At 37.9% G+C, this 25530-nt stretch carries 17 protein-coding genes; all 17 read left to right on the top strand.

Translation table 11 applies throughout. From position 1 onward, the window contains the following. The first annotated feature begins 114 nt into the window (after positions 1-114). The 17 genes from J5J05_RS04705 to J5J05_RS04785 all read left to right on the top strand — a co-directional run bounded on the left by J5J05_RS04705 (position 115) and on the right by J5J05_RS04785 (position 25528). Positions 115-1194: an IS30 family transposase gene (locus tag J5J05_RS04705; RefSeq protein ID WP_208559376.1), complete on the top strand. Its 1080-nt coding sequence runs from the start codon at positions 115-117 to the stop codon at positions 1192-1194. Between the two features lie 323 nt (positions 1195-1517). Further along, a complete protein-coding gene (locus tag J5J05_RS04710; RefSeq protein ID WP_208559515.1) occupies positions 1518-2222 on the top strand; it encodes a LytR/AlgR family response regulator transcription factor in 705 nt (234 codons plus the stop codon). Continuing rightward, positions 2219-3541: an ATP-binding protein gene (locus J5J05_RS04715; RefSeq protein WP_208559516.1), complete on the top strand. Its 1323-nt coding sequence runs from the start codon at positions 2219-2221 to the stop codon at positions 3539-3541. The genes J5J05_RS04710 and J5J05_RS04715 overlap by 4 nt, the downstream gene beginning before the upstream one ends. 244 nt (positions 3542-3785) lie before the next feature. Next, the gene (locus tag J5J05_RS04720; RefSeq protein ID WP_208559517.1) at positions 3786-6653 is read left to right on the top strand and encodes a glycoside hydrolase family 3 protein; all 2868 of its coding nucleotides are present in this window, start codon (positions 3786-3788) and stop codon (positions 6651-6653) included. Positions 6654-6743: 90 nt separating this feature from the next. Beyond that, entirely contained in the window at positions 6744-9158 is a 2415-nt protein-coding gene (locus tag J5J05_RS04725) for a beta-glucosidase family protein (protein WP_208559518.1), read from the top strand. Continuing rightward, positions 9151-9651 carry a GtrA domain-containing protein gene (locus J5J05_RS04730; RefSeq protein WP_244244620.1) on the top strand — a complete coding sequence of 167 codons (501 nt, stop codon included), beginning with the start codon at positions 9151-9153 and terminating at the stop codon, positions 9649-9651. The genes J5J05_RS04725 and J5J05_RS04730 overlap by 8 nt, the downstream gene beginning before the upstream one ends. A 74-nt stretch (positions 9652-9725) precedes the next feature. Next, the gene (locus tag J5J05_RS04735; RefSeq protein WP_208559519.1) at positions 9726-10742 is read left to right on the top strand and encodes a glycosyltransferase family 2 protein; all 1017 of its coding nucleotides are present in this window, start codon (positions 9726-9728) and stop codon (positions 10740-10742) included. Between the two features lie 24 nt (positions 10743-10766). After that, a complete protein-coding gene (gene glf, locus J5J05_RS04740) occupies positions 10767-11870 on the top strand; it encodes a UDP-galactopyranose mutase (RefSeq protein WP_208559520.1) in 1104 nt (367 codons plus the stop codon). A 337-nt stretch (positions 11871-12207) separates the two neighbouring features. Continuing rightward, entirely contained in the window at positions 12208-13167 is a 960-nt protein-coding gene (locus tag J5J05_RS04745) for a LacI family DNA-binding transcriptional regulator (RefSeq protein WP_208559521.1), read from the top strand. A gap of 142 nt (positions 13168-13309) precedes the next feature. Beyond that, on the top strand, positions 13310-14998 hold the full coding sequence (locus tag J5J05_RS04750) for an alpha-glucosidase (protein WP_208559522.1): 1689 nt from the start codon (positions 13310-13312) through the stop codon (positions 14996-14998). A 14-nt stretch (positions 14999-15012) separates the two neighbouring features. Continuing rightward, positions 15013-16902 (top strand): glycoside hydrolase family 13 protein, encoded by a 1890-nt coding sequence (locus tag J5J05_RS04755; protein ID WP_208559523.1) that lies wholly within the window; start codon positions 15013-15015, stop codon positions 16900-16902. 30 nt (positions 16903-16932) lie between these two features. After that, the gene (locus J5J05_RS04760; protein ID WP_208559524.1) at positions 16933-18687 is read left to right on the top strand and encodes a glycoside hydrolase family 13 protein; all 1755 of its coding nucleotides are present in this window, start codon (positions 16933-16935) and stop codon (positions 18685-18687) included. Positions 18688-18805: 118 nt separating this feature from the next. After that, positions 18806-20089 carry an extracellular solute-binding protein gene (locus tag J5J05_RS04765; RefSeq protein ID WP_208559525.1) on the top strand — a complete coding sequence of 428 codons (1284 nt, stop codon included), beginning with the start codon at positions 18806-18808 and terminating at the stop codon, positions 20087-20089. A gap of 81 nt (positions 20090-20170) precedes the next feature. Further along, on the top strand, positions 20171-21502 hold the full coding sequence (locus tag J5J05_RS04770; RefSeq protein WP_208559526.1) for a carbohydrate ABC transporter permease: 1332 nt from the start codon (positions 20171-20173) through the stop codon (positions 21500-21502). 1 nt (position 21503) lies between these two features. Beyond that, entirely contained in the window at positions 21504-22361 is an 858-nt protein-coding gene (locus J5J05_RS04775) for a sugar ABC transporter permease (protein WP_208559527.1), read from the top strand. 38 nt (positions 22362-22399) lie between these two features. Further along, a complete protein-coding gene (locus tag J5J05_RS04780) occupies positions 22400-23224 on the top strand; it encodes a DUF1189 family protein (RefSeq protein WP_208559528.1) in 825 nt (274 codons plus the stop codon). Between the two features lie 9 nt (positions 23225-23233). Further along, positions 23234-25528, top strand: coding sequence for a glycoside hydrolase family 65 protein (locus J5J05_RS04785; protein WP_208559529.1), 2295 nt, complete (start codon positions 23234-23236; stop codon positions 25526-25528). Positions 25529-25530 lie beyond the last annotated feature (2 nt).

Consider the following 25530-nt stretch of genomic DNA (forward strand, 5'->3'; position numbering starts at 1 on the left):
GCTGGATTTTATAATGAAGTTAGCCACTTAGGCTAACCCATAAAAAAACGCCATGCGAATTTCATGTTATATTGAAGTTATACCACTAACTCTCAATAGACAGGATGAATTCACATGACGCACTCTAACAATAACACAACAGCACGTAAGGGAAAACACTTATCTTATTCAGAACGATCTCAAATCGCTATTTTAAAGACCGAGAACTACTCCAATCGCGGGATTGCAAAAGCTCTGGGACGTGTCCCACAAACGATTAATAGCGAGATTCATCGTGGAACGATTACTCAACTTAAACGTCAAAAGCAAAACGATAAAGTATATGACTACTATTCGACTAACTACGATCCTAATGCCGGACAAGCAGCTTATGATAGGCTTCAATTGAACTGCGGCCGTCGGCCAAAATGGGCTGATTCGGATGCATTTATTGAGTGGGCAGATGATAAACTGTTACGGGAAAAGTGGTCTCCAGATGTAGTCGTTGGGTTTGCTACGACACACGACTTATTTGATCCGTCTATTATTCCTTGTACAACGACCCTTTATGGATGGATTGACAAAGGTATCATGAGAACCAAGAATATGGATCTACTTGAAAAACTGTCGCGTAAACCAAAGGACACTTCTTATAGAAGTAGGATAAATAAGCGGATTTTAGGCCAATCCATTGAACAGAGGCCTGAAGAAGTTGATAATCGACAGACCTTTGGCCATTGGGAAATCGATACCGTTGTCGGAAACAAAGCGAAAACCGATTCGGTTTTATTGACGTTAGTTGAACGCCAAACCCGTTTTGAGATCATACTTAAACTCAAGGGGAAAGATAAAGAGTCCGTTGATCAGGCAATCAGTCAATTACGACATCGAGCCGGTGACACGTTCTCTAAAGTATTTAAGACCATTACCTCTGATAATGGATCTGAGTTTGCCGGCCTTCATAAGGCACTTCAAGAGACTCTTGATGTGTACTTCAGTCATCCTTATGCTTCGTGGGAGAGAGGAACGAGCGAGAACCAACATAAGTTTATTCGCCGATTTATTCCAAAAGGAAAAGCCATCGGTCAATTGAGTGAGACAGAATACTTGAGAATCCAGCAATGGATGAATGACTATCCTCGAAAAATACTTGGCTATAAAACTCCACATGACTGTTTTGCTCGTGCTCTACGCTCTTTATTCCAAATAGCCTAAGCACGTTAGTGCTTTCCAAATGACGACTGACTTCTTCTAATAACAATAACTAATTGAACAACTGACAATTAAGCGGATATATACTTGGAAACTAGGTGGCTAACTTAGACTTGAAATTTACGTGAAAAAGAAAACTGAAAAACGATCGCAGAAAAAATAAGGCAGAAAGAAGTAACATCAGTAAACACCAATCTTTTTGGAAAAGTTTTTATTAAATAGTGATTATGGTAAACTATATCGAGGAAATAGGATGAAGAGAAGAGCACTAGAGTGAAATTGAGAAATCTAAAAAAAGAATATGGTATGCAGATTGGGAGGATAATATGAAAATTGCTGTAGTAGAAGATAATCCAAATACGCGAAAAGAAATCAAGGCATATATAGAAGAATCTTCTAGACATCTATCCTTACATGTAGACATTGATCTTTATGAAGATGGCGTTGTTTTGGTCGATAAGTTTGATGCAAAGTATGATATTATCTACCTCGATGTAGAGATGGAAATCATGGATGGTATGACTACGGCAAAAAAAATACGAGAACGAGATTCTGAAGTTGTTATCGTGTTTATAACCAATCATGGACAAGTAGCCATTCAAGGCTATTCAGTTGATGCCGCTGATTTTCTATTAAAACCGTTAAAACCATTTACTTTTAATGAACATTTTAAAAAAATCACTAAAAAAGTAACGGTTAAATCTGAGTCTATTATCGTTAAAATAGCTGGGAATTTAAGAAAGATAAATTTAAGTGATATTCAATATATCGAAAGCCAAGGTCATTATATAAAGTTTAAAACAATCAATGAAACATTTACAATTATAGATACTTTAAAGAATATCCAAACTAAATTGGATAATGACTTCTTTTTTAGATCGTCCAATTCAATTATTGTGAATTTGAACCATATTGATAAAGTAGAAAAAAACACCATATTTATAGACGATGAGAAATTGGATATCAGTCGTGCCAGGAAAAAAGCATTTATCGATCGATTCACCATATTTTTAGGAGAGTCTGTCTTATGATGAATGAACAAGTATTACCAGATATTCCACGTTTTTATACGGCGATTGCCGAAGTAGCTTCGTGCGTCATTTTTATATGGCCATTTATCACTAAAAGACAAGCATCATGGTTCAGAATACTTTTAATGATTTTAGCTTTTGGATCAGGTCAAATACTCTTACAAGCTTTAGCAGGTAAACTTCCAATCATACTGTGGATACCAGGAATGTTAGTGAATATCGTATGGATGGTCTTAACGATTGTAACGCTAAGTAAAGTAAATTATAAGATTGGGTTATATCTATTTTCCAAGGCTTTCATACTATCGGAATTTATGGCATCTATATTCTGGCTCCTGTACTGCATTACATTATATCCTGCAGGGATAGATTCTAGTTTTGTTGTATTTATATTCGGTGCGTGTATTTATTCAATCGTATTATTTCAAGTATTTAAAATAGAAAAGAATACGCAAGATCATAAATTTCTACAATATATTGATAGTAAAGAAGTAATCATCATTAACTTTTTAGTGATCACAATATTTGGCACGAGTAACTCAGGCTTCTTGCTTTCAAATACTAATTATAATTTTGGTAACACACTCGCTGTATTCGTTATACGTTCGATAGTAGACATTAGCGGACTCTGTATCATTTATTTATATAACTATGTAAAAATAGATAATTTGAATAAACAAGAACTCAATCTTATCAACAATTTATTTAATAATCAGTACTTACAATATAAAACGTATGCTGAAAACACTCAATATATCAACCGAAAGGCGCATGATTTAAAGCATCAAATCGATGTCATTTTGTCTGAACAAAATATTCGTAAACGAGAAACGTATCTTGCTAGAATCAAACGTTCGATTGAAGAACTTGGTCTGAAAATAGAAACAGGGAATGCTGTGCTGGATACAATGTTGACGCAAAAAAACATTCATTGTAAAGAAAATCAAATCAATTTGACTTGCATTGCGAATGGTAAACTCATTAATCAATTTGAAGTAATGGATATCTGTAGTTTGGTAGGAAATGCTTTAGACAATGCGATTGAGCATGTTGAAAAAATTGAAGATGAAGAAAAAAGGCTCATTACATTCAAATTAGCTAAAAAAGGAAAAATGGGTGTAATGAATGTGAGTAATTATTGTTTAGAAGATATCTTTTTAGATGGTACCCTGCCAGAAACATCAAAAGTCGATAAAGATAATCATGGTTTTGGGCTCAAAAGTATTCAATACATCGTGGAGAAGTATGATGGGAATATGCACATCGATTTTTCGGATAACTGGTTCAATTTGCGTATTATTTTTCCTTTAGAAGGATAGAATCATGACTATTTTTTTAGAAGCTAATTGACTTAAAGTGAATTTGAATTGCAGAAGAGGGGAAAGAACAAGCCTGAGAATTCATACAGGCTTGTTCTTTTTTGACTTGTAAACCATCACTGCTAAAATCAAGCTTACCAAAAATGTAATAGAAGGTTCCGAATATGTAATAGATATAGAGTAGTCGGATAGAACGTGTTAATTTGATTAGTGAAAGGGCTTTTAAAAAATAGGAGGGTTCAGATTGAAAAATAAAAAAATACCCGCAATACTTTTATATATTTTAAATATTGCACTAATTATTGCTTTGATTGTAGGCTACTATTATGCAAATAAGTATTCGCAAATTATTACGACATCATTGGGACACGAGACAACTAAAATAACGAGTTCGGATGAAAATGAAAGCGCTGAATACTATGAAAGTGATTATGAAAGTGAAGAAGCACAAGTCGAACATAGCGAAGAAGTCGTTAAAGAGGTAGCTTCTGAAGGAATTGTTCTAGTAAAAAATGAGAATGAGGCATTACCTTTAGATGCTAGTTCAAACATCTCTATATTCGGTCAAAACTCCGTTGATTTTGTTTATGGTGGAGAAGGCGCGAGTTCGGTAGATAAATCCAAAGCCGTATCTTTCATGGATGCGCTAGATACATCTGGATTTGAAACGAATCCTACATTAACTGAATTTTACACTGATGGTCCAGGATCTTCTTTTAGAAAATCTAAACCTGATTTATATGGTGAAGGAGAATTTGCCGTAAATGAGGTACCTGCGAGTGAGTATACGGACGAAGTGATCGACTCATTTGAAGATTACAATGACGCAGCAGTCGTCGTAATCGGAAGATCTGGAGGAGAAAGCGCAGATATCTCTACTGAAGTATTGGATTCTGGATCACGTTATCTAGAACTAGATCAAGATGAGATTGATATGATCAATTTAGCTGATGAAAATTTTGATTCTGTTATCGTGGTATTAAATACCGTTAACCCAATGGAATTAGAGGCTTTAGAGTCTGATGCTGTAGATGCAGTGGTTTGGACAGGCGCAGTTGGACAAACAGGAACATTGGCGATCGCAGATGTACTGAATGGAACAACAAATCCTTCAGGAAGATTTACAGATACGTATGCTTATGATGTAATGAGCGCGCCAGCAATGGTAAACTACGGAAACTTTTCTATTGAAAATACCTCTGTAGAAGGTGCAAATGGCTACATGGTTTACAGTGAAGGCATTTATATCGGTTATCGTTATTATGAGACAAGATACGCTGATTTTGTCAGAGGTGTTGAAAATGTGGGAGAGTTTGATTACTCAGAAGCAGTCCAATATCCATTTGGCTATGGTACGTCTTACTCAGCATTTTCTTATAGTGATTATACAATGTCCGAAGAAGATGATGAATATGTATTCGAAATTGAAGTAACAAATGATGGAGATACAGAAGGTAAAGACGTTGTTCAATTATACATGCAATCACCTTATACAGATTATGATAAAGAAAATCTAATTGAAAAACCTGTCGTTGAACTAGTGGGCTATGCTAAAACAGAACTATTGAGTCCACAAGAAACAGCAACGGTTACTATAAATGTCAGCAAAGAAAGTATGAAAGTCTATGATGCTAATGGATTTGAAACGTATATCGTAGATGCTGGCGATTATCAGTTTGCAGTGGGCGAAAATGCACACGACGCAGTGAATAATATCTTAGCTTCAGAAGGTTACACTGAAGAAGACGGAATGACTGAAGCTGGAAATGAAGATATGGTTCAAACGATTACGATAGATGAAATGGACTCTGAAACGTATGCAAGTTCAGTTGCTACATCTAACCCTATTACTAATCAATTTGAAGCTGTTGATATGCAAAAATATGATGAGTCACTGACTTACCTAAGCAGAAATGATTGGGAAGGGACATGGCCAGAGGTCTACGCTGGTGGAGAACTTGAAGCATCAGATGCTTTCTTAGAAGATCTAAAAGTTGATCGTACACCTCAAGAAGAAGTAACGGAAATGCCGACATTAGGAACGATTGATGAGGAATTAGGCAAAGTATCCGCTATACATCTTAAAGATTTAGAATTCAATGATCCACTATGGGACTCTTTGTTAGATCAATTAACTGTTGAAGAAATGTTAGAGTTAGTAAGAATGGGTGGATATGCAACCGTTCCGATTTCTTCAATCAACTTACCGGGAACCGTTATTCGTGATGGTACAGCGGGGATTTCTGGTGAGCTAGCCGGAGGAGAAATCGAAGCGACTGCATTCCCTGTACAAGTAGTCGTCGGTTCAACTTGGAATGATACGCTTGTAGAAGAAATGGGTAGAGCCGTTGGAGAGGATTCTCTTAAAAATAATGTTGCTGGATGGTACGCACCAGGTATGAATCTTCACAGAGTACCTTTTGGAGGACGAAATTTTGAATACTTCTCAGAAGATAGTCTTTTATCAGGGAAAATGAGCTCTTCAATTATCAGAGGCGCTAAAGAAAAAGGTGCATTCACACATGCGAAACATTTTGTTTTGAATGACACAGATACAAACAGAATAAATGGTAGTATGTTTGCAAATGAACAATCACTACGCGACTTATATTTTGCACCATTTGAGATTTCTGTCCGTGAAGGAAACGCTAATGGATTCATGGCTAGTATGAACCGTATTGGTACTACATGGTCTGGGGCAAATTATAGCTTAATGACAGAAACATTGAGAAATGAATGGGGATTTGAAGGTCTTGTTGCAACAGATCAAGCATCATTTATCAACTTTGCGTATCAAGATATCGTAGCTGGACTAGATGCAGGAACGAATCTATGGTTAAATACAGATTCTGAACTTTGGCATATAGATGACGAAGATTTGACAGCAAATGTTGTAAACAATCTTAGAGCTTCAACACATTCTATCTTGTATACGATTGTTAACAGTAATGCAATGAACGGGATTGCGCAAGATGACGAAGTTGTTAAAATCACACCACTTTGGAGATATTGGTTGTGGGCTGCAACAGCAGTAGTAGCCATCTTCATCCTTTGGACCACTTACTGGGCAACGAAACGAATCAAGTCTAGTAATCAAAAAGATAGCGAATAAGAAAACAATAAAAATGACGGTCATTGACTGTCATTTTTATTATTAACTAGAGAGAAATGGTACAGAGCATGATTTAAAAGGAGTACAAAAATGAAGAATCAAGCATTAATCAATGAAATGACACTAATGGAAAAATGTTCTTTACTATCCGGAAAAAGTGTCTGGGAGACGTATGATATTCCGCGTTTAGCTATTCCTTCGCTATCTTTATCGGATGGTCCTCATGGAATAAGGAAGCAAATGGGGAGTGCTGACCACTTAGGATTAAATGCAAGTATACCAGCGACCTGTTTCCCTACCGCTGCCACCATTGCAAATAGTTGGGATACAAACTTAGCAAGAGAAGTCGGCTCAGCAATTGGGGAAGAAGCTAAACAATTAGGTGTGCAAGTTGTATTAGGTCCAGGGATGAATATCAAAAGAAATCCATTAGGGGGAAGAAATTTTGAATACTTCAGTGAAGATCCCTATCTTACTGGTGAACTAGCTGCTTCTTATGTAAATGGGATACAAAATAATGATGTCAGTGCTTGTGCTAAGCATTACGCTGTAAATAGTCAAGAACTTAGAAGGATGAGTAATGACTCGGTTGTTGATGAGCGAGCGCTAAGAGAAATCTACCTTTCAGCTTTTAAGAAGACGATTGAAAAAGGAAACCCTGACTTTCTGATGACTTCTTACAATAAAGTGAATGGCGAATACGCAAATGAACATCAAACCCTCTTACAAGATATTTTGTATGGAGAATGGCATTACGAGAATGCTGTTGTGACCGATTGGGGCGGAAGTAATGACCATGTACTCGGCGTGAAAATGGGAAGCCATTTGGAAATGCCTGGAACAGGTATCTTTGGACCGTTAGAATTAAAAGAAGCGGTAGAATCAGGTGAACTAACAGAAGAAGTACTCAATCAACGAGTAGATGAACTATTGAGCATCATCTTGAAAGTCGGGAAAAACCAGTCAGATCAAACAGCGCTTAAAGCCGAAACGATCAAGGCGCACGAAGCATTAGCTTACAAAGCGGCTGTTGAAAGTGCTGTTTTGTTGAAAAATGATGATGATGTATTACCCTTAGATATGAAAAAAAATATCGCAATCGTGGGAGAATTTGCTAGTGAACCTCGCTATCAAGGTGCAGGGTCTTCGTTAGTAAATCCAACCAGTATCACGTCAGTAATGGCTGCTTTAAATAGCGATCATCATTACTTCAAAGGGTATACGAGAGACGGGCAATCAAACCAAGCTTTGGTTGATGAGGCTATTGAAGGTGTTAAAGGGGCAGATGCAGTTGTCGTATTTGCTGGCTTGCCAGAAATTTATGAATCTGAAGGGATAGACCGAACAGATATAAAATTACCGGATAATCAAGTTAGCTTAATAGAATCATTGGCGAAAGCAAATAAAAATATCGTAGTCGTTTTATTTGGTGGAGCTGTGATAGAAATGCCTTGGATTCATCAGGTGAAAAGTGTATTGCATACGTATCTTCCGGGGCAATCTCATGGGAAAGCGATTATTGATTTACTAGCCGGAAACGTCTCGCCATCAGGTAAGTTAAGCGAAACCTATCCGCTGACGTTAGAAGATGTACCTTCTTTTGAATACTTTCCAGGAGAGCAACGGACAAGCGAATACAGAGAAAGCTTATTTGTGGGCTACAGATACTATGAAACGGCAGATGTTCAAGTACAGTTTCCTTTTGGATATGGATTGTCTTATACGACATTCCGCTATCATAATTTAAAGGTATCAGAAAATAAAGTAACGTTTGATCTTACAAATACAGGTAAGATAAAAGGTGCAGAGATTGCTCAAGTATATGCTGAGAAAGTAGAATCAGCCATTTTTAGAAGTTCGAAAGAATTGATTGGCTTTAAAAAAGTCATACTTGAGCCAAGGGAAACTAAACAAGTAGCCATTTCATTGAGTGATGATGGTTTCCAATTTTATAATAGTAAGACCCATCAATGGGAAATTGAAGAGGGTGAATACACGATTATCGTTGGCGAAAATTGTCAGGATATTCAGTTAAGAGAGCGCATTTTCAAAAAGGGCCTCAATGCCTCAGACGTATACAGCCAGGAAATAATGGCACAGTATAAAAAAGCAGATGTAAAGCAAGTTTCGGATGCGGTATTCGAGGAACTGCTAGGAAGAAAAATTCCACAAGCAACATGGGATGAAGATGAATTACTGACACGAAATGATACCCTTTCTCAGATGTATTATGCGAAAGGTTGGACTGCTAGGCGAGCATACAGTATCTTGACATTTTTCTTGAATAGAAGCATCGCTAAACAAAAGCCAAATTTAAATTTGTATTTCAACTACTATATGCCTTTTCGAGCAATGGGAAAAATGACTGGTGGAGCCATCACACAACCAATGGTCACAGAAATCGTAAGAATGGTCAATGGACATTTTTGGTCAGGAATGACTAAATTGACACGTATCTTTTTACGAAATAGAAAGATTGAAAAAGAGGTGCGAAGCAATGACTAGTGCCATCCAAAAATGGGCAGATGAGCACCCTGATCTGTGGGAATTCATAAAATTCAATGTCTTATCTAACTTAGCAACAATTACCAATTTTGTATTACTATGGATTGGAACAAATATTTTATTCGATGCTTTATCGAACAATTCTTTCCATTGGTTTATCTTTCATTATGATGAAGGGAATGGTGGTTTTGGCGGCTTTTTATCTTTCTTAATTGCATACACAGGCGCACAAATCGTCAATTACATTGTACAACGTAAATTTGTATTTGGTGCCGAAAATTCTATTAAAAGTACGCTTCATTGGTATATACTGACAGTAGTAGTGGCTGGATTCATTTCAATCGTTCTGCCACAATACACGACAAATATTTTCTTGGATTTTGGATTGAATCTTACTATTTCTCAAACATTAGCTAACGTTATAAATATTTTAATTCAAGTAGCTATAAATTATCCGATGATGAAATTTGTTATAATGAAAAAGCATGACTAAATCACTACTAAACATGTTGAGATAAACAGCATCGTTTGTGGACGTTATAAACAAAAAGAAAAGGTGAATGATTCGTGAAGTTGTTATCTATAATAATCCCTAGTTACAATTCAAGTGCGTATATGAAAAAATGTATCGAAAGTTGTCTAGTTGGTGGTGAAGCGGTCGAAATTCTCATTGTTAACGATGGTTCTGTTGATCGCACAGCCGAAATAGCAGACACGTACGCTAAGGCATATCCTACTATAGTAAAAGCGATCCATCAGGAAAATAAAGGCCATGGTGGTGCGCTGAATACAGGGATTCGCAAAGCAACTGGAAAATACTTGAAAGTAGTAGATAGTGATGATTGGTTAGATGAAGCTTCATTGAAAGAGCTTTTGAATCAAATACAGACACAAGTGCTGAATGATCATGAAGTTGATGTATTTATTACCAATTTTGTGCATGAACAAGGTAAAACACTTATAAAGAAAGAAATGCACTATAGAGGCGTTATTAAGCCAGATACCATGCTGAACTGGAATGATATTGGTGTATTTAAAAAAAGACAATGTTTATTGATGCATTCTGTCATATACAAAACAGACTTACTGAAGGAAAGTGGTGTGCAATTACCTGAACACACTTTTTACGTTGATAATTTATTTGTTTTGGTTCCTTTGCAATTCGTTGAGACGCTATACTATTTGGATCGCCCACTTTACCGATACTCTATTGGACGAGAAGATCAATCTATTAATGAACATGTGATGATGAAAAGACTGGACCAACAAATCAAAGTCAATAAATTATTAATAGATGAGTATAAAAGCGCACACCCGAAATCTGAAAAACTCAAAGCTTATCTTGCGCATCATGTAGAGGTAGTAACCATCATTTCAAGTGCACTGTTTAATCGTATCGGTACAGTTGAAAGTAAAAGAGCAAAACAAGCATTATGGCACTACTTGCATGAGCATGCGGAAGAGGTATATATCAACTCAAAAGGGTCTTTTTATGAAAGAGTCGTGAATTTAGAAGGTCGAAGTGGTCAGATGATTTTTAGGATCATCTATAAAACAGTACGAAAAGTAGCAGGTTACGGTTAATAATAGGTTGGTGAGGAATAAAGAATGAAAAAAAAAGTACTAGTCGTCGGCGCTGGATTGTTTGGCGCGACTTATGCGCATGAAATGGCAAATAAGGGATACGAGATTGACGTGATTGAAAAGCGCGATACAATCGGTGGAAATATTTATACCTATGAGCTGAAAGGGATTCAAGTCCACAAGTATGGGCCACATATTTTCCATACAGATGAGAAGTATATCTGGGACTATATTCAACAATTTGCAGACTTTAATCATTATATCAATAGCCCGATTGCTAATTACTACGGAGAAATATATAACTTGCCTTTTAACATGAATACTTTCTCGCAAATGTGGAATATTAAAACACCGTTGGAAGCACAGAATATCATTGATCAACAACGTAAAACTGAGAAGCAAGGAAAACCCGAGAATCTAGAAGAACAAGCGATCAGCTTGATTGGAACAGATATTTACGAAAAGCTGATCAAAGGGTATACGGAAAAGCAATGGATGAAAAAAGCAACGGAGTTACCCCCGTTTATCATAAGAAGAGTACCCGTTAGAATGACGTATGACAACAACTATTATAATGACCGTTATCAAGGAATCCCGATAGGTGGTTACACTCAGATTATTGAGAGAATGTTAGATCATCAAATGATCAACGTACACCTAAACACTGATTTTATGGAGAACCGTCAACAGTATTTAGAAGAATACGATACAATCATTTATACAGGAAAAATTGATGAATTTTTTGACTATAGATTAGGCGATTTGGAGTACCGGAGTTTAAGATTTGAAACCGACGTGCTTGACTGCGAGAATTATCAAGGGAATGCTGTTGTGAATTACACAGATCCTGAGACACCTTATACAAGAATCATTGAACACAAACATTTTGATTTTGGAAAACAAGCGCAAACCGTCATTACCAGAGAATATCCAGATACCTATAGTCGCGAAAAAGAAGCTTACTATCCAATTAATAATACAAAAAACAATCGTTTATACTCAGAATATGTGAAGTTGAGTAAGGAAATAAAGAATGTTACATTTGCTGGACGCTTGGCGCAGTATCGTTACTACGATATGGAACATGTCATTGCCCTGGGGCTTAAGATGACATCTAAATTTGAATAGATAGCATTAGTCGTGAAAGGCTAGTGGAACAGTAAGGTTAGTCAATCTTACTGTTCTTTTTTTTGCCCAAAATAGCTATACGTATGCATTTTCGATGTTTACAAACCGCATAAATGATTTTTTTGATTCATAGGCTATTTCTCGCACTAGTTGGTCCCAAAACCTAAGCAGTCCTGAAAAATTGCTACGCAAACTATCCAGATAATAAAGGGTAAGTATATTTTAAGATATAGCGACCTTCATTTTGATGTGCTAGAATTAACTAAACGAAGTCTTAGACAAAAAGAAAAATGGATTAACCATACGACGATGAATTATCAGAAATGAGATGATCTTATTGCCAACACTAAGTGATGTGGCAAAAAAAGCAAATGTTTCTAAAATGACCGTTTCCAGAGTGATCAATCACCCTGAACAAGTAACCGATGAATTGAAACTAATGGTTCACGCTGCAATGAAAGAATTAAATTATAAACCCAATGTGATGGCCAAAGCATTAGCAAATAATCGTACACAAATCATAAAACTATTGATTTTGGAAGAAATGGATTATGTTGAGCCTTATTATATGCAGTTGCTTGTCGGCATCGCCAATGAGTTAGACAAACACTCCTATGGTCTGCAATTGGTTACAAAACGAAATACAAAAATAGGAGATTCTGATGGCTATATTGTTTGCGGCATGAGAGAAGCAGACTATGAATGGCTGAACACACTAGATAAGCCCATGGTATTGTTTGGAGAGAATACGCATGGGTATGATTTTGTAGACAGTGATAATCAAAAAAGTACCGAAAAAGCTGTCGAGTATGGACTAATGCTCAATTACGAAACGATTATATTTGTAGGAATGGATGTTGCAGAGCCTTTTGCTCGTTCTAGAGAACAAGGCTATCGACGTGCGATGGCGCGTCTCGGTTTAAAACAGCAAGTGGTTAAACTCGAAAATCGATCTCGTTATGCAGCGACCTTTATTAAGGAAAATTGGGAAAATTTCGAGCCAAACACCTTATTTATCTGTGCTTCTGATCGACTAGCTTTAGGCATCAGTAGAGAGTTAAAAGAAAGAGGTGGAAAAATTCCAGAAGAATATGGCATCATTGGACACGATGGGGTCTTTTTAGATCAAATCGCTTATCCATTTCTGACTACACTTAAGCAATCACTTGATGAAATGGGTGTTGCGGCTGCTCAATTGGTATTAAACAAAGTGAATGCAGGTGGACTACCACAAGAAAATGCCATTTTTGAAACGGAATTAAAACTAGGGGGCACCACTAGAGATCCATCGGTTTAACGGTTCTTAAAAATAGTCAAAGAAAAACCAACGCTCACAAGCGTTGGTTTTTTCTGTTAACGGTAACAACGAAGATTACCTTGTTTCTTTCAAGCTAGATGCTAGAATTATATTGAAACCGCTTCATTAAGGAGGGCTTTGAATGACAAATACAGAGATAAATAGCGAAGAAATCATTTACCAGATTTATCCAAAAAGTTTTTTGGATACCAATTATGATGGTATTGGAGATTTGAAAGGCGTTATCCAACGGCTTGATTATATACAAGAATTAGGTGTAACAGCGATCTGGTTGAATCCGATTTTTAGTTCTCCACATGTGGATAACGGCTATGACGTATCCGATTATTACACAATTGATCCACAATACGGCACGATGGCATTAGTTGAGACAATGATTGATGAAGCACACAAAAGAGGACTCAAAATTTTATTTGATCTTGTGTTGAATCATACCTCTTCCAAACATTACTGGTTTCAAGAAGCACTAAAAGGACCAGATAATCCTTACAGAGACTATTACATATGGAAGGAAGAAGCAGAAAAAGGTAAATTACCTAATAATTGGAAATCCTTTTTTGGTGGATCCGTATGGGAGAAAGAATCAGAAACAGGGGCTTACTATTTTCATCTTTTCGATAAAGAGATGCCGGATCTGAATTGGCAGAATGAAGCCGTGCGAAAAGAAATGATCAAAGTAGCGAAATTTTGGCTTGATAAGGGGGTTGATGGATACAGACTTGACGCTTTTATCCATATGGAAAAAGCGGTTGGCTATCCAGATGCTCGTTATGCAGATCCTGGACAACTGGTCAGTGCGGAAGAATTTTTTGCTAATTTGCCTCGGGTAGATGACTATCTGAGAGAATTTTCTGCGTGTATCCGGGAATCGCATCCTGATGCCTATCTCTTAGGTGAAGCTGCCTCTGCAGACCCAGAAAGAGCCGTCAATTATACATTTCCAAAGGGAGAAGCTTGCGACTCCATCGTTTCCTTTAAATATTTTCCGATGGATGAAAAGAAAAAAGATGATCGTTTTCCATTAGAAAATCAAGAAGGTCAGTTAAATGTTACAGCTTTCAAACAAGTGATGGATGAATGGCAGCGCAAAGTTGGAGAAGTCAGTGAAATGACACTTTACTTAAACAATCATGATATGCAGCGAGCAGTTTCACGGTTAGGTGACCCAACAGAATTTAGAGAAGAAAGTGCCAAAACACTTGCAGTAGCGATGTATCTACAACGTGGCGTACCAGTCATGCTGAATGGAGAAGAAATCGGTATGAAAAATCTTTTATTGAAACGCTGGGAAAACACGCGCATTGAACGTATTCATGAAGTTTATGCAACGTTACTAGATAGAGGAATCTCTAAAGAGGAAGCACGAAATTATTTAAGTTCAATCAGTATCAATGCAAGTAGAGGCGCCATGCAGTGGACGGATGAACGCTTTGCTGGGTTTTCTACCGTTGAACCTTGGAGTGGCGTGAACCAGGAAAAACTGTACAACGTTGCTGTACAAGAAGTAGATCCTTCAAGTATTCTGACGTTTTACAAGCGGTTGATTCAAGTGAAAAAGACACCGTTATTTACGCATGGAGCCTATGAAATGTTAGTTTCTAAAAGTCCAATCATGTCTTATAGACGTGTTTATGAAAATGAACAAGCCATTGTTTTATCCAATATAAGCGGTGAACCTCAAGAAAGTGACATCGACTTACCATTGTTTTCTGAACAAGATATCTTAGTGAGCGTTGGAGAATACAGCTATGAGGAAGAAACAATTACACTATCACCATTCGCTTCACTGGTGATCAAAACTACATTATAAAAGGAGTCAATACAATGAACACAGCAGCACTGTACCACCGAACAGAAAGTGAGTATGCTTATTTATACGAAAAAGATCACTTCCACATCCGTCTAAGAACACAAGCGGGAGACGTTGCACACGTTGAACTATTAAGTGGAGATCCGTACACGATAGAGAACGACAAATGGTATGAGAATGGGAAGGAAATGCGGAAAGTTGCGAGTACGAATTTACATGACTACTGGCTGATTGATACACATGAGCAAACGAATCGGATGTCTTATGGATTCCACGTAACTGGTCGAGATGGAATCGAAGTATTCTATTCAGACCAAGGCGTTTATCCCTACGATGAAGCCTTTTTGCAAGAAGCTAGTTTTTATTTTAGAATTCCCTATATCCACGAAATCGATGCCTTTAAAGCACCTGAATGGGTAAAAAATACAATCTGGTATCAAGTATTCCCGGATCGTTTTGAAAATGGGGATACCTCCATTGATCCTGAAGGAACATTACCGTGGGGAGACAAAGAAAACCCCTCTCGGGATGACTTTTATGGTGGAGATTTAAGAGGGGTAATCAACCGATTAGACTATTTAGAAGACCTAGGGATAAACGGAATCTACCTCTGTCCTATTTTTAAAGCTTCTTCTAATCATAAATACGATACAATCGACTATTACGAGGTCGATCCTGGATTTGGAGACAAAGAAACCTTCAAAGAGTTAGTGGAGAAAGCACACGAAAGAGGCATCAAAATTATGCTGGATGCTGTTTTCAACCATCTAGGCTGGCATTCACCACAATGGCAAGATGTATTGAAACATCAGGAAGCATCGAAATATAAAGATTGGTTTTATATACACAGCTTCCCTGTCGATAATCTTGGTGACTTGACAACGGAGGAGTTGGAAGATGTTGGACGCGTTAATTATGAAACCTTTGCATTTACAGGACATATGCCGAAGTTGAATACAGCAAATCAAGAAGTACAAGACTATCTATTGGCTATTGCAAAATACTGGATAGAAGCCTTTGATATTGACGGATGGCGCTTGGATGTCGCCAACGAAGTGGACCATTTCTTTTGGAAAAAATTCTTCAAAGAAACAACAGCAGTGAAAGAGGATATCTATATTCTTGGTGAAATCTGGCATTCTTCACAAAAATGGTTGAACGGAGACGAGTTTCATGCAGTCATGAACTACGCGTTCAATGACAATATTGAAAACTACTTTTTGAAAAAGATCATCACACCATCAAGAATGGTATCTGGCTTGAACGCTCAAATGATGTTATACAGACAGCAAACTTCAGAAGTCATGTTTAACTTATTAGACTCGCATGATACACCTCGATTATTAACAAAGGCTAAAGGCGATAAAGAGCTGGTTAAATCATCACTTGCTTTTATGTTTGCTCAAAAAGGAACACCATGTATTTTTTATGGAACGGAAATCGGTCTTTACGGAGAAATGGATCCTGATTGTAGAAAATGTATGATATGGGATGAAGCGCTGCAAGACCAAGAAATGTTGGACTTTACAAGGAATCTGATTGCTTTTAGAAAACACTATCAAAAGATTTTGACCTATGGAGAAGTCGAATGGCATGATGTTCGAGATGATGAGCAATTAATTGGATTCAAACGAACATTAGGAAATGAATCATTGATTTTTTATTTCAATCAAGATAAAGACGATGCCTTTTTAGATATGCTCCCGAGTGATGCCATATTATCTTTGGAGACAGCAACCGTTCATTATGACAATCAAGCCGTTCTTCATGAAAATGGTTTTGTGGTTTATTATCACGTAGATACAGAAGCAGAAAAACGCATGCGGACCGAACAAAAACGTCAACGAACAAAAGAAAGAATGAAACGCATGAAAGTTCTTCCCTCCCACTTAGTCAGAAATTAAACCGAACCGAGAGAATAAAGGGTGAATGGATTGAATCGACAAGCTGTCTACCATAAAGCAAATAGTGCATATGCCTATATGAAAGATGCACGAACCATGTGTCTGACACTTCGGACGGCCCATGATGTTGAGCGTGTCGCATTAGTGACGGATCATCCAGCTGGATGGGTAAAGGGTGAAAAGGGCTATTACTGGAAAAAAAAGAAAATAGAAATGAAAAAGATTGATCAAACAGCTCTCTACACCTACTGGCAGGTTGAACATCAACCGTTAAACCACCAGATGCGATACGGATTCTTACTGAAGTCAGGAAAAGCGTGTGGATTATATATCGAAAGAGGCTGGTTCTCCCCAGAAGATCACTTTATTGAAAATGATATCAATAGTTACTTTGCGTTTCCTTATATGCACGAATCGGAAGTCTTTCAAGCACCACGTTGGGTCAATGAGACGGTCTGGTATCAAATCATGCCAGACCGGTTCTACGATCCTAGAAATCCTTCGTGGGGACGTGGAAAACAGTTTGGTCAATATGATTTTCACGGCGGAACACTGGAAGGTATCAAAGAAAAATTACCTTACTTAAAGCAACTAGGTATCTCGGGTATTTATCTTACGCCGATTTTTAAAAGTCCAACAGCACATAAATATGATACTGAAAACTATATGGAAATTGATCCGAGGTTTGGAACTAAAGAAGATTTTAAAGCGCTGGTTGATGCAGCACATGCACTTAATATAAGCGTTTTGCTTGATGGCGTATTTAATCACATTGGAGACCATTCAGTCTTCTTTCAAGATGTACTGAAATATGGTGAGCAGTCTCTTTATAAAGACTGGTTTTATATCGAAAAATTTCCGCTTGAAAATAAAGAAGGTACTCGAATCGTTGACCACTATCGACATTTCACACCTAATATGCCAAAGCTAAATACATTTAATCAAGACGTTCAAGCCTATTTAATAAAAGTCGCATTATACTGGATAGAGGAATATGAAATAGATGGATGGCGACTGGATGTCGTCAATGAAATCGACCATCACTTTTTAAGAATATTGCGAGCGCGTTTGAAAGCTGTACGTCCAGACTGTTACATTGTGGGAGAAATCTGGCATCATGCAGATGCTTGGTTACAAGGGGATCAACTGGATGGCGTAATGAACTATCCTTTAGGAAAGCCGATTCTTGAATGGATCGCAGCGAATCGATTATCTACACTTGAATTTCAGGAGCAATTTGTACAGGCACTTTTACAATACTCAGAAAATGTTAATCGAGGTATGCTGACGTTATTAGATAGTCACGATGCACCGAGGTTATATGAATACGCTGGCTATGACCGTGAAAGAACAACACTGTGTTTGATCATGCTGTACTTATTACCAGGATCCATTTGTTTATATTACGGCACTGAAATCGGTATGGATGGTGGAGAAGATCCAAGTAATAGGAAACCGATGCAATGGACGGATGAGGTTAATGCAGATTTTAAACCACTCATTAAACGGCTAGCTAGTCTGCGAAGATCCAATCTAGCCTTGTTTGCAGGAAACCAATTTGAGTTTTTAAAAGTTCAAGAAGATTTACTGGTCTTGAAAAAGAAAACGAAGACCCAAGCACTGTATCTTTTAATCAATCGGTCTCAGGAACAGCAACGGATTGAGATCATGGAGTTGAAAAATAGAAAAGGAAGAGACCTATTGGAACAACAGTCTATTCTTACAGAGAATGTGATTGTATTGGCTTCTTTATCCTATAAACTTTACAAGTTCGAAAATAACTAGAATAAAAGGTTATAAAATACTGATACCGGTAACAAAGAGAAAACGGTTGCAATGCTCTGGTAATAAAATATAATTGAAAATGAAGACAGGCAAAGAAAGCTAGAGGAGGAAAAAATAAATGATAAAATTTTACAAATTAGCAATGGCAGGTTCAGCTGCACTTTTACTCGCAGCATGTGGAAATGGATCAGATGACAGTTCTGGTTCAAAAGGTGAAACAGAAAACGATGGCGCAGCAACTGGTGAAATCGGTGGTTCAATCGAAGTAGGTGTTGGTGAAGATTACGTAGAATTTGTTGAAGCAATCGTTCCTGCGTTTGAAGAAGAATACGGTGTTGAAGTCACTGTATCTGAAAGAGATATGTTTGATACATTAGAAGCTGTACCTTTAGATGGTCCAGCAGGGTTATCTCCAGATGTTCTATTATCTCCATATGATCGAATCGGTGGTATGGGTCAACAAGGTCACTTATCTGAAATGACCCTTGCTGATGATGGTCGATATGATGAAACAGATAAACAACAAGTAACAGTAGATGACACAGTTTACGGTACACCATTCGTAATCGAGTCACTTGTTCTTTTCTATAATAAAGATTTAATGGATACAGCACCAGAAACGTTCGGTGAATTGGAAGCACTTACGGAAGATGAGCAATATGCCTTCTCAGAACAAGCAGACACGAGTACAGCTTTTCTAGCAAACTGGGTCGATTTCTATAATTCTTATGGATTGATTTCTGGCTTCGGTGGTTATGTATTCGGTGAGGACGGAGAAGATACATCTGATATTGGTTTAAATTCACCTGAAGCAATTGAAGGGATTGAATATGCTCAACAATGGTTTAATGATGTATGGCCAGAAGGTATGCTTGATGTAACAAGTGCTGGTGACTTCATTGATGATCAATTCATTCAAGGAAATGCAGCAGCTGTTATCAACGGGCCTTGGGGTGCAGCCAACTATAGAGATAGTGGTGTGAACTTGGGTGTAGCAACAATCCCTACCCTACCTAATGGAAACGAATATGCGCCTTTTGCTGGCGGTAAAGGTTGGGTAGTTCCTTCTTACACTGAGAACTATGAAACTGCGGCAGCATTCGTCGATTTCGTAACGAACGAAGAAAATATGATGATGTTATACGAAGACTACACAAATGAAATTCCTGCTAACCAGAATGCGCGTAATGCCATCAATGAGGCTGGGGAAGATGAATTGGCTGTAGCGGTTATCGAACAATACAATAATGCCGTTCCAATGCCAAATATCCCAGAAATGGCTGAAGTTTGGACAGGCGCTGAATCAATGATGTTTGATGCTGGATCTGGAAATAAAACAGCTGAAGAAGCAGCAAATGATGCTGTACAAATTATCAAAGAAAACATCGAACAAAAATATTAATTTTAATTAGAAGACTAGATGATTCGGCAGAGATAGTAGGATGATCTCTGCCGTTTTTATCATTGAAAGGACGTGTTACGGTTGAAAACTAAAAAAAATGATCATTCGCTTTTATCTGATAAAGATCAGAAAAAAGTCCGTACGGCTACGCTACTCTCAGTTATACCTGGACTCGGTCAACTGTATAATAAGCAATTTGTAAAAGGTGCATTATTTCTTGCTATATTTGCTGCATTCGTTATTGAATTAATCCTATTCGGTGCCGGCGCAGTTCAGGGTCTGATTACACTAGGTACGGTTCCTAGAGAAGACCACTCTTTGTTCTTGTTAATTGAAGGTACGATTCAAGTGCTCATTATACTCATTTATCTTGTCTTTATGGCAGCCGTTATGATGGATGCTAATCGTGTGGCGAAGAAGCGAATCATTAGCCCGAACGCAGTCAATTACACTGTTAAAGACACAGCCGTTAGTGTTTTCGAAAATGGCTTTCCTTACTTATTAACGATACCCGCTTACTTGGTTATGATCTTTGCCATTGTATTCCCAGTGCTGGTAACGATATTTATTGCTTTTACAAACTATAATTTTCAAAATATCCCTCCCGCTAATTTAGTAGATTGGGTAGGATTTGAAACGTTCAGCAGTATTTTTACACTGACCGCCTACCGTGATACATTTTTTGCTGTTTTCACATGGACGATTATTTGGACTTTAGCGGCAACGACTTTGCAATTGATCATTGGTGTATTCACAGCATTAGTGCTTAACCAGCCGCATATTCGTTTCAATCGGTTCTTCGGAGTGATTATGCTGCTACCTTGGGCAGTTCCAGCGTTCATCACGATTCTAACTTTCTCAAATATTTTTAACCCGAGCGTAGGTGCAATCAATACGCAAGTCATTCCTTTTTTCAATCAGATCATTCCATTCCTTGAAATACCAGCAATTTCTTGGAAAACAGATCCTTTCTGGACAAAAATTGCCATCATCATGATTCAAGGATGGGTTGGCTATCCGTACATCTATGTATTAACTTCTGGTATTTTACAATCTATACCAAATGACTGGTATGAAGCATCCGTTATTGATGGAGCAACAGCGATACAAAAATTTAGACATATCACGATGCCGCATATTTTTGCAGTTGCAGCACCCATTTTTATTACACAATATACCGGTAACTTCAATAACTTCAACTTGATCTATCTCTTTAATGAAGGCGGTCCCGGAAGTGTAGGAAGTGGTGCAGGGTCGACAGATATCCTGATTTCATGGATTTATAAACTAACGACCGGAACCTCGCCGCAATACAACATATCAGCAGCCGTCACACTGATTATTTCTGCAATCGTCATTACGATCTCAATGGTTATTTTCAGTCGGACACGTGCTTTTGAAATGGAGGATTAACATGAATAAACCAAAAAGAATCAAAACACAGAAAAATTCTCGTTTCTGGAATAAACTCTTTTCTTATGCTTATCTGATTGGGCTATCGATCGTCATTATCTATCCTCTGTTGATCACAGTTACTTCTGCGTTCAGAACTGGGAATATCATGGCATTCGATTTGAACTTCACTGGACCTTGGTCTCTAGCAAATTTTTCTCGCTTATTCAATAATACGCTTTATGGTACATGGTATTTGAACACCTTGAAAGTGGCAGGAACGACGATGATCATTCAAGTGGCGGCAATCACACTAGCCGGCTACGCCTATAGTCGGTACCGTTTTATTGGAAGAAAACAAAGTATCAAGTTTTTCTTGATCATTCAAATGGTTCCAACAACCGCTGCTTTAACAGCATTCTACGTTATGGCCCTGCTTGTAGGCGGATTGAATACACACTGGTTCTTAACGGTTATTTATATCGGTGGGGGAATACCTATGAATACTTGGCTTATGAAGGGGTACTTCGACACGGTACCACTTGAATTAGATGAATCGGCTAAATTAGATGGTGCAGGACATTTAAGATCATTCTGGCAAATTATTCTGCCATTAGTTAAGCCAATGATTGCGGTTCAGGCACTTTGGGCATTCATGGGCCCATTCGGAGAATACATGCTAGCAAGATTCTTGCTTCGAACACCAGAAGTGTATACGGTAGCGATTGGACTGCAAACATTTATCAGTAATCCAAGAGAACAGCGTGTGACCTTATTCGCTGCTGGCGCTATTTTGATTGCTTTACCAATCTGTATTTTGTTCTTCTATCTACAAAAACACTTTGTATCTGGATTAACAGCAGGTGGAACTAAAGGATAAGATATAAAAATAAATGAGTCTAAAAAGTAGGAATGAGTATGAGAACAGATAGTTTTCCATTAAATTATTTTGCGAATATTTTTACACCTAAGCGTGCTTTCTTTAATCGTAAGGCCATTGGTTGGCCAACGATCGTGATCATGCTGATTTTCTTAAACGCATTGATCACGATACCCGTTTCACTGAATTTTGCGCAGACCGATACGATTGGTGTGGAGCAGTTTTATCCTGAAGCTTTTGGCTTGATCGATGATGGAGCTGCTGAAGTACTTGCCGAGATTCCTATAGAAAATGGAACGTTAGCAATCGACCAATCGACCGTTCAGACAAAAGCTGGTGGCGTGGTAGTAATCGATCAAGCGGGCGCGCCATTAGTAGATAGTGACGTTGCCATCGTTTTTGAGCCAACGCTCTTTACCATCAGAGAACACGGTCAGCCTGAATTAACTGTCAACTACACGAAAGACTTCACACTAGAAGGTGCATCAGTAGAAGGAATAAAAGCAGAAATGAACCGACAATGGAGAATCAATAATCGTGTTTACATCGTAGCGGCACTTACTTTTGTGATTTCTTGTATGACACTTGTTATGCTGATCGTTTTAACGCTAGGATCTGCGGTGTTCCTCTACTTGACGAAAAAGAGCCATTTAACATCGATTACGACATACAAAGAATCGGTAGCAATCATTCTTTACGGTTTAGGTTTACCTACCATACTTGCTTTACTATATGGCTTGATTCGCTTTGATATTATCTGGATGATGACAATTCAAACAACAGGTCTATTGATTATGTTGTTGTTGATTTACTTTAAAACACAATTTAATGATGAAAAAGATCAAACTAGAGTACAGGAGTGAAAAGAATAAATGGAGAGATTATTTGGGATTGATCCGTGGAAATTAACGTCGGATACAGTAGGCGATAATAAAAGACTACAAGAAAGTCTTACAGCCATCGGAAATGGATATATGGGTTTAAGAGGGAATTTTGAAGAAGGGTATTCTGGCGATACCCATATTGGAACCTATATTGCTGGCGTATGGTTCCCAGACAAAACAAAAGTTGGGTGGTGGAAAATCGGTTATCCTGACTACTTTGGAAAAGTGATTAATGCGACCAACTTTATTCCAGTAGATATCTATGTTGATGAACACAAAGTAGATTTGGCTGTTGATACGGTTGAACAGTTCCACTTGGAATTAGACATGAAAGAAGGCGTTTTGAGACGCTCTTTTGTATGGAAAAAAGAAGAAGTTGCGATTTTATTCCGCTTTACACGATTCGTCAGCGCTCATACAACAGAATTAGCGGTGGTCAACATCGAAGCAGAAATGCAAACGGGTACTGCTGAACTCACACTGATTCCGCACTTGGATGGAAATGTTGTAAATGAAGACAGTAACTACGAAGAACAATTTTGGAATGAACTTGAAAAAGGACATGAACCTTTTCCATTTTTAAAAACAAAAACGAAAGAGAATCTTTTTGGGACAGAGCGCTTTACAGTAACGACGATGATGAGTAATCAGTCTGAAGCAACAACAAAAGATGCTGAAAAAGAACAAGCCATGTATGTAGGTGAACGCTTTTTCTATCCATTAAAAGCAGGCGAGCAACTGACACTCACTAAATATATAGCTGTCGTAACGAGCCGTGATGTAGTAGCAGAGCAGCAAGTAGAAAAAGCTGCGAACATCCTCCAATCTGCTATGGATAAAGGCTTGCAGGGTGTCTTGGGGGATCACTTAGCTGAATGGGAAACACGTTGGAATAATGCAGATGTTCAAATCAGTGGAGATGATGCCAGTCAACAAGGGATCCGCTTTAATATCTTCCAATTATTCTCAACCTATTACGGAGAAGATCCTCGTTTGAACGTAGGGCCAAAAGGCTTCACCGGTGAAAAATATGGCGGCGCAACATACTGGGATACAGAAGCTTGTATTCTACCAATGTACTTGTCGGTTACGAATGAAGAAACCTTTAGACAGTTACTCGTCTATCGTCATAATCAACTCGAACAAGCTTACGAGAATGCAGCGAAACAAGGACTCAAAGGTGCATTATATCCAATGGTAACTTTCACTGGGATCGAATGTCACAACGAATGGGAAATTACCTTCGAGGAAATTCATCGTAATGGTGCGATTGCCCATGGTATTTTTAACTATACAACTTACACAGGAAACGATGACTATCTTCTGAATCAAGGAATTGATGTACTCGTGGGCATTTCTAGATTCTGGGCAGACCGCGTTCATTATTCTGCAAGAAAACAACAGTATATGATCCATGGGGTTACAGGGCCTAATGAGTATGAGAATAACGTCAGCAATAACTGGTACACCAACACAATGGCACAATGGTGTCTGCAATATACGTTAGAAACATTAGGAAAAGTAACAGATAATAAAATCCAAGAATTGAAGATCAGTAAAGAAGAGCAACAAAAATGGCAAGAAATCAGCGATAAAATGTATCTACCAAAAGATGAATCATTAGCTATTTTTGTTCAACACGACTCATTTTTAGATAAAGATTTACAACCAGTCAGTGGTCTGGATCCTTCTGAGCGTCCTATTAATCAGAACTGGTCATGGGATAAGATACTGAGATCACCATTCATCAAACAAGCAGATGTTCTACAAGGGCTATATTTCTTGAACCACCACTACAGTCAAGAAGAGAAAGAACGAAACTTTAACTTCTATGAACCGATGACGGTTCACGAGTCTTCCTTATCACCGCTTGTTCACTCGATATTAGCATCAGAACTCGGTAAAAAAGAGAAAGCTTTTGAAATGTACGAAAGAACCGCAAGACTAGACCTTGATAATTATAATAATGATACAGAAGATGGTCTACACATTACATCGATGAGTGGCGGCTGGTTATCTATTGTTCAAGGATTTGCAGGGATGCGGACACAGACAGGTACCTTATCATTCGCGCCATATTGTCCAGATCAATGGGATGGCTATCATTTTAAATTGAATTATCGAGAAAGGTTACTCAACGTGGCAGTACAAAAATCTGCGGTAACCTTCCAGTTAGAAGTTGGAGAATCACTGACTTTTGAAGTGTTTGGTCAATCCGTCACATTGGAAGATACTTTAACGATTGCTATTGAAGAAAATACAGATCAAATTAAAGCCGTTTAAAA

Source organism: Marinilactibacillus kalidii (genome assembly GCF_017599325.1).
In the GTDB taxonomy this organism is placed as follows: Bacteria; Bacillota; Bacilli; order Lactobacillales; family Carnobacteriaceae_A; genus Marinilactibacillus; species Marinilactibacillus kalidii.

Coding starts and splice junctions, on each gene's coding strand:
- J5J05_RS04705 (WP_208559376.1), top strand. CDS start 115: ATGACGCACTCTAACAATAACACAACAGCACGTAAGGGAAAACACTTA.
- J5J05_RS04710 (WP_208559515.1), top strand. CDS start 1,518: ATGAAAATTGCTGTAGTAGAAGATAATCCAAATACGCGAAAAGAAATC.
- J5J05_RS04715 (WP_208559516.1), top strand. CDS start 2,219: ATGATGAATGAACAAGTATTACCAGATATTCCACGTTTTTATACGGCG.
- J5J05_RS04725 (WP_208559518.1), top strand. CDS start 6,744: ATGAAGAATCAAGCATTAATCAATGAAATGACACTAATGGAAAAATGT.
- J5J05_RS04730 (WP_244244620.1), top strand. CDS start 9,151: ATGACTAGTGCCATCCAAAAATGGGCAGATGAGCACCCTGATCTGTGG.
- glf (WP_208559520.1), top strand. CDS start 10,767: ATGAAAAAAAAAGTACTAGTCGTCGGCGCTGGATTGTTTGGCGCGACT.
- J5J05_RS04750 (WP_208559522.1), top strand. CDS start 13,310: ATGACAAATACAGAGATAAATAGCGAAGAAATCATTTACCAGATTTAT.
- J5J05_RS04755 (WP_208559523.1), top strand. CDS start 15,013: ATGAACACAGCAGCACTGTACCACCGAACAGAAAGTGAGTATGCTTAT.
- J5J05_RS04765 (WP_208559525.1), top strand. CDS start 18,806: ATGATAAAATTTTACAAATTAGCAATGGCAGGTTCAGCTGCACTTTTA.
- J5J05_RS04775 (WP_208559527.1), top strand. CDS start 21,504: ATGAATAAACCAAAAAGAATCAAAACACAGAAAAATTCTCGTTTCTGG.
- J5J05_RS04780 (WP_208559528.1), top strand. CDS start 22,400: ATGAGAACAGATAGTTTTCCATTAAATTATTTTGCGAATATTTTTACA.
- J5J05_RS04785 (WP_208559529.1), top strand. CDS start 23,234: ATGGAGAGATTATTTGGGATTGATCCGTGGAAATTAACGTCGGATACA.